Source organism: Thalassotalea litorea, from assembly GCF_043642205.1.
Lineage (GTDB): Bacteria > Pseudomonadota > Gammaproteobacteria > Enterobacterales > Alteromonadaceae > Thalassotalea_A > Thalassotalea_A litorea.
Genome location: NZ_JBHZSG010000002.1, coordinates 16769 through 17937, shown reverse-complemented (window position 1 = coordinate 17937; position 1169 = coordinate 16769). Strand labels below are relative to the sequence as shown.

General features: G+C 47.6%; 1 protein-coding gene. It reads right to left on the bottom strand.

Annotation, left to right across the window (positions count from 1 at the left end; genetic code table 11):
• Positions 1-276: 276 nt before the first annotated feature.
• Entirely contained in the window at positions 277-657 is a 381-nt protein-coding gene (gene acpS / locus ACHUFQ_RS01255; protein WP_394172225.1) for a holo-ACP synthase, read from the bottom strand.
• Between the last annotated feature and the right edge of the window lie 512 nt (positions 658-1169).

Here is a 1169-nt window from a genome sequence, read left to right as displayed (position 1 = left end):
CTGTTGCCTTAGATTCCCAGTAGTGTCTGGGAATGACGGTAATATAGTCATCCTCACGCCCTTTCGTCATCCTCACGGAAGTGGGGATCTGCTGTTGTTTTAGTTTCCCAGTAGTGTCTGGGAATGACGGGAAGGGTAGCCCCCGAATAGAGCTTTAGTTCGCACTCGCACCTATTTGAATTTCTAATGCGGAATGCCACCTTGACGCAGTTCGTTTACTGCGTTTGTCACCTGTCGAGATATTCCGTTCCGCGATAGGGATCTCGAGGCCGGTATCTATTCGCTCAACACCACAAACGCCATTGCATAATGCTCTTCATCAGACAGGCTGATATGAAAGCTACGGGCATTGAGCTGTTCGGCAATTTCTAATGCCCGGCCGCTAAACGATAGTCGTGGCTGACCATTATCAAGATTGGATATTTCTATGTGCTGAAACGATACCCCATTGGCAATCCCCGTTCCAAGTGCCTTAGCAGCGGCTTCTTTGGCGGCCCAGCGTTTTGCCAGAAATCGTTGCGGATAATTATGCTGCGCGTATATCTGCAGCTCCGATTTCGTCAGAATTCGCATCGAAAGCTTTTCACATGCCCTTGGCGGCATATTCACAATCCGGGCAATCTCTAATAAATCATTACCTATGCCAACGACTGACATAAAAGCTCCTTAAGTCATAAGGTGGAGTAAAATATTCCACTGCGTCTATTTTATGGTGGACTCTGACGAAGGTGGATAAAACCTGCTCCGCTTGCGGTTTTTAGGTGACGGCTAACGCTATGACAACGAACCGTCTCTTTCCTCGTCATCCTGGCGTACGACTACAGGATGTAGGAGGTAGAACGAAGCATGGATGCCTGAGTCAAGGCCGGGATCTCGCTTTTGCACAGGCTGACGAAAAGCTACCTCGAGGCGAATAGTCTCGACTCCACCGAAAATTGCCCCTCGATAACTGCTCCTCGATAACTGCTCCTGCGTTATTCTACCTGCATACATCCATGTATTTGTGCGTTATTCTACCTGCATACATCCATGTACTTGTGCATTTTCGGCATCTAAACCATTCCTGGTTAAAACCATTTCAGCTCTGCTGAAACTCCACCCTCGAATCACTTTTGATTCGACTCCACCTTTGAAACGTATTCTGTTTCGACTCCACCTTTGAAACGTAT

Coding starts and splice junctions, on each gene's coding strand:
- acpS (WP_394172225.1), bottom strand. CDS start 657: ATGTCAGTCGTTGGCATAGGTAATGATTTATTAGAGATTGCCCGGATT.